This is a genomic window from Escherichia sp. GZ89, from assembly GCF_019366485.1.
GTDB classification, from domain to species: Bacteria; Pseudomonadota; Gammaproteobacteria; order Enterobacterales; family Enterobacteriaceae; genus Escherichia; species Escherichia fergusonii.
On record NZ_JAEOHX010000029.1, the window covers coordinates 1 to 4,545 of the forward strand.

General features: G+C 53.3%; 6 protein-coding genes and 1 pseudogene. All 7 read left to right on the top strand.

The genetic code is table 11. The annotated features are described in order from the left end of the window. On the top strand, window positions 1-1,248 hold a 1,248-nt coding region (locus K0335_RS21835; protein ID WP_219361935.1), incomplete at its 5' end, for a phage tail tape measure protein. After that, entirely contained in the window at window positions 1,245-1,574 is a 330-nt protein-coding gene (locus K0335_RS21840) for a phage tail protein (protein ID WP_023138555.1), read from the top strand. The genes K0335_RS21835 and K0335_RS21840, both read left to right, overlap by 4 nt. Beyond that, window positions 1,574-2,272: a phage minor tail protein L gene (locus tag K0335_RS21845; protein ID WP_001179670.1), complete on the top strand. Its 699-nt coding sequence runs from the start codon at window positions 1,574-1,576 to the stop codon at window positions 2,270-2,272. The genes K0335_RS21840 and K0335_RS21845 overlap by 1 nt, the downstream gene beginning before the upstream one ends. Window positions 2,273-2,276: 4 nt before the next feature. Continuing rightward, window positions 2,277-3,020 (top strand): C40 family peptidase, encoded by a 744-nt coding sequence (locus tag K0335_RS21850; RefSeq protein ID WP_033903618.1) that lies wholly within the window; start codon window positions 2,277-2,279, stop codon window positions 3,018-3,020. Beyond that, window positions 2,957-3,559, top strand: a complete 603-nt coding sequence (locus tag K0335_RS21855; RefSeq protein WP_000090865.1) for a tail assembly protein — start codon at window positions 2,957-2,959, stop codon at window positions 3,557-3,559. The genes K0335_RS21850 and K0335_RS21855 overlap by 64 nt, the downstream gene beginning before the upstream one ends. A 72-nt stretch (window positions 3,560-3,631) precedes the next feature. After that, complete coding sequence (locus K0335_RS21860; RefSeq protein WP_153274582.1) at window positions 3,632-3,970, top strand: hypothetical protein; 339 nt, start codon at window positions 3,632-3,634, stop codon at window positions 3,968-3,970. 66 nt (window positions 3,971-4,036) lie between these two features. Continuing rightward, window positions 4,037-4,545 (top strand): annotated as a pseudogene (locus tag K0335_RS21865) (host specificity protein J); the annotation flags it as partial.

Here is a 4,545-nt window from a genome sequence, read left to right on the forward strand (position 1 = left end):
AAAACACGCGAAACCCGTAATGATGAGGCCACCCGGTTATTGCTGCAGTACAGTCAGCAACAGGCACAGGTGGAAGGACAGATTGCTGCTGCAAGACAGTCAGCTGGCATTGCCACTGACAGGATGACAGAAGCGCATAAACAGCTTCTGGCTCTGCAGCAGCGCATCAGCGATCTGGACGGGAAAAAACTGACGGCAGATGAAAAGAGTGTGCTGGCCCGTAAAGATGAACTGATTCAGGCACTGACGCTGTTGGATGTAAAACAGCAGGAGCTTCAGAAACAGACGGCACTCAACGATCTGAAGAAAAAAACAATTCAGCTGACCAGTCAACTGGCTGAAGAAGAGCGCTCTCAGCATCAGCAACATGACCTGGATATCGCCACGGTGGGTATGGGTGATCAGCAGCGGCAGCGATATCAGGTACAACTGAGTCTTCGCCAGAAATACCAGCAACAGCTGGAGCAGTTGAGGCGGGATAGTGAGCAGAAAGGGACATATAACACGGATGACTACAGAAAGGCCGAGCAGGCGCTGACGGAGAGCCTGAACAGGCAACTGAATGAGAATCGCCGTTACTGGCAACAGCTTGAAATTGCTCAGGGTAACTGGAAAAACGGTGCCATGCGGGCGTTTCAGAATTTCACGGCAGATGCGGATAATGCGGCAGGCACTGCGGAGCAGATGCTTACAGCGGCATTTAATAGTGCAGGTAATGCACTGGCAACATTCTGTACCACCGGAAAACTGAACTTCAAATCTTTTACCGCCTCGCTCCTTTCTGATCTGGCAAAAATCATGGCTCAGATGTCCATGATGCAGGCAGTTAAGGGGATTGGTTCGGCGTTTGGCTGGGGGAGTGCAGCAACTGCCAGTGTGACGCCCAATGCTGATGGTGGTGTTTATCAGTCTGCTGATTTGAGTCGCTACAGTGGCACGGTGGTTAACCGTCCGACGTTTTTTGCTTTTGCAAAAGGTGCAGGTGTGATGGGGGAAGCTGGGCCTGAAGCCATTCTGCCTCTGCGTCGTGGTGCTGACGGTAAGCTGGGGGTTGTGGCGGATATTGGTGGTTCAGGTATGGCGATGTTTGCCCCGCAGTACAACATCGAGATCAATAACGATGGCACGAACGGGCAGATAGGTCCGGCTGCCCTGAAGGTGGTTTATGACCTCGGGAAAAAAGCAGCAGCGGACTTTATGCAACAGCAGTCCCGTGATGGTGGTCTGTTCTCCGGAGGTGGACGATGAAAACCTTCCGCTGGAAAGTGAAATCCGGTATGGATGTGGCTTCGGCCCCTTCCGTAATAAAGGTGCGCTTTGGTGATGGCTATTCTCAGCGTGCGCCTGCCGGGCTGAACGCTGACCTGAAAACGTACAGCGTGACGCTTTCTGTTCCCCGCGAGGAGGCCACGGCACTGGAATCGTTTCTGGCTGAGCACGGGGGCTGGAAGGCCTTTCTGTGGACGCCGCCTTATGGCTACCGGCAGATAAAGGTGACCTGCGCAAAATGGTCGTCGCGGGTCAGTATGTTGCGTGTTGAGTTCAGCGCAGAGTTTGAACAGGTGGTGAACTGATGCAGAATATCCGACAGGAAACACTGAATGAATGCACCCGTGCGGAGCAGTCTGCCAGCGTGGTGCTCTGGGAAATCGATCTGACAGAGGTCGGCGGAGATCGTTATTTCTTCTGTAATGAGCAGAACGAAAAAGGTGAACCAGTCACCTGGCAGGGGCGGCAGTATCAGGCCTATCCCATTCAGGGAAGTGGATTTGAGATGAACGGCAAAGGAGCCAGTGCAAGGCCAACGCTGAAAGTCTCTAATCTGCACGGCATGGTCACCGGGATGGCGGAAGACCTGCAGAGTCTGGTCGGAGGAACGGTGGTCAGGCGTAAGGTTTACGCCCGTTTTCTGGATGCGGTGAACTTCGTCAACGGAAATAGCGATGCCGATCCGGAGCAGGAGGTGATCAGCCGCTGGCGCATCGAGCAGTGCAGCGAACTGAGCGCGGTGAGCGCCTCTTTTGTACTGTCCACGCCGACGGAAACGGATGGCGCTGTTTTTCCGGGGCGCATCATGCTGGCCAACACCTGTACCTGGACCTATCGCGGTGATGAGTGCGGTTATAGCGGTCCGGCTGTCGCGGATGAATATGACCAGCCGACGTCCGATATCACGAAAGATAAATGCAGTAAATGCCTGAGTGGCTGTAAGTTTCGCAATAATGTCGGCAACTTTGGCGGCTTCCTTTCCATTAACAAACTTTCGCAGTAATCCCATGACAGAGACAGAATCAGCGATTCTGGCGCACGCCCGGCGATGTGCGCCAGCGGAGTCGTGCGGCTTCGTGGTGAGAACGCCGGAGGGGGAAAGATATTTTCCCTGCGTGAATATCTCCGGTGAGCCGGAGGAGTATTTCCGGATGTCGCCGGAGGACTGGCTGCAGGCAGAAATGCAGGGTGAGATTGTGGCGCTGGTCCACAGTCACCCCGGTGGTCTGCCCTGGCTGAGTGAGGCCGATCGGCGGCTGCAGGTGCAGAGTGATTTGCCGTGGTGGCTGGTCTGCCGGGGGGCGATTTACAAGTTCCGCTGTGTGCCACATCTTACCGGGCGGCGCTTTGAGCACGGGGTGACGGACTGTTACACGCTGTTCCGGGATGCTTACCATCTGGCGGGGATTGAGATGCCGGATTTTCATCGCGGGGATGACTGGTGGCGTAACGGTCAGAATCTCTATCTGGATAATCTGGAGGCCACAGGGCTGTATCAGGTGCCGTTGTCAGCGGCGCAGCCGGGCGATGTGCTGCTGTGCTGTTTTGGTTCATCGGTGCCGAATCATGCCGCCATTTACTGTGGTGACGGCGAGCTGCTGCACCATATTCCTGAACAACTGAGCAAACGAGAGAGGTATACCGACAAATGGCAGCGACGCACACACTCCCTCTGGCGTCACCGGGCATGGCACGCATCTGCCTTTACGGGGATTTACAACGATTTGGTCGCCGCATCGACCTTCGTGTGAAAACGGGGGCTGAAGCCATCCGGGCGCTGGCCACGCAGCTTCCGGCGTTTCGCCAGAAACTGAATGAGGGCTGGTATCAGGTGCGCATTTCCGGGCGTGATGCAGGCGAAAACGAATTATCTGCCCGTCTTAATGAGCCGCTGGCAAATGGTGCCGTGATCCACATCGTACCGCGTCTGGCGGGTGCCAAAAGTGGCGGTATTTTTCAGGCAGTGCTGGGTGCGGCGCTAATTGCTACGGCAATCTGGATGCCGGGGCTTAGTATTGTTGCAAGTAATCTCATGTTCTCTCTTGGGGCAGGTATGGTTTTAGGCGGTGTTGCGCAGATGCTGGCACCGAAAGCCAAAACGCCTAAAGTGTCAGCCACTGATAACGGTAAGCAAAATACCTATTTTTCCTCATTGGATAACATGGTTGCCCAGGGCAATGTCCTGCCTGTTCTGTACGGTGAAATGCGCGTGGGGTCACGTGTGGCATCTCAGGAGATCAGCACGGCAGATGAAGGGGATGGTGGTCAGGTTGTGGTAATTGGGCGGTAATATTATTTACTCATGTTCTAACTGATTTAATATTTATATCGAACACTGATAATTATTCTGTTGGTTAGCTATATGAACAAAACGATTTTATTCTGCACGATTATTGCCTTAACAGGATGTAAATCTTTGGATTACGTAAAATCCGGCAAGCCTGTAATGGAAGGTAATTCATTAAAAAATATTGATGAATTGTCAGGCTGCATATCCAGACAATGGGCTGGTAATGGAACACCTATAACATCCATTCCTATTGAGAATGGGGTAAGCCTTTTAGTTCCACAGGCTATGGGTGGGTATGATGTTGTGCTTGATATCAAAAAAGCAGGAAATGGCAGTAGTTTTACTCTTTATGAACGCGTACCAGCATTAACGCCAAAAATTTTTGCTGATAGTGTTAATGCATGTAAATAATAGTTAATCCTGCCGTAACTCATGAGCCGCCTTTTGGGCGGCTTTGTTGTTTATGGAGTGTGAGGAATGGGTAAAGGTAGCAGTAAGGGGCATACCCCGCGCGAAGCGAAGGACAACCTGAAGTCCACGCAGCTGCTGAGTGTGATCGATGCCATCAGCGAAGGGCCGGTTGAAGGTCCGGTGGATGGATTAAAAAGCGTGCTGCTGAACAGTACGCCGGTGCTGGACAGTGAGGGGAATACCAATATCTCCGGCGTCACGGTGGTGTTCCGGGCAGGTGAGCAGGAGCAGACACCGCCTGAGGGCTTTGAATCCTCCGGCTCCGAGACGGTGCTGGGTACGGAAGTGAAATATGACACGCCGATCACCCGGACCATCACGTCGGCAAACATTGACCGTCTGCGTTTTACTTTCGGCGTGCAGGCACTGGTGGAAACCACCTCAAAGGGGGACAGGAATCCGTCGGAAGTCCGCCTGCTGGTTCAGATACAGCGTAATGGTGGCTGGGTGACGGAAAAAGACATCACCATTAAGGGCAAAACCACCTCGCAGTATCTGGCCTCGGTGGTGGTGGA

Coding starts and splice junctions, on each gene's coding strand:
- K0335_RS21840 (WP_023138555.1), top strand. CDS start 1,245: ATGAAAACCTTCCGCTGGAAAGTGAAATCCGGTATGGATGTGGCTTCG.
- K0335_RS21845 (WP_001179670.1), top strand. CDS start 1,574: ATGCAGAATATCCGACAGGAAACACTGAATGAATGCACCCGTGCGGAG.
- K0335_RS21850 (WP_033903618.1), top strand. CDS start 2,277: ATGACAGAGACAGAATCAGCGATTCTGGCGCACGCCCGGCGATGTGCG.
- K0335_RS21855 (WP_000090865.1), top strand. CDS start 2,957: ATGGCACGCATCTGCCTTTACGGGGATTTACAACGATTTGGTCGCCGC.
- K0335_RS21860 (WP_153274582.1), top strand. CDS start 3,632: ATGAACAAAACGATTTTATTCTGCACGATTATTGCCTTAACAGGATGT.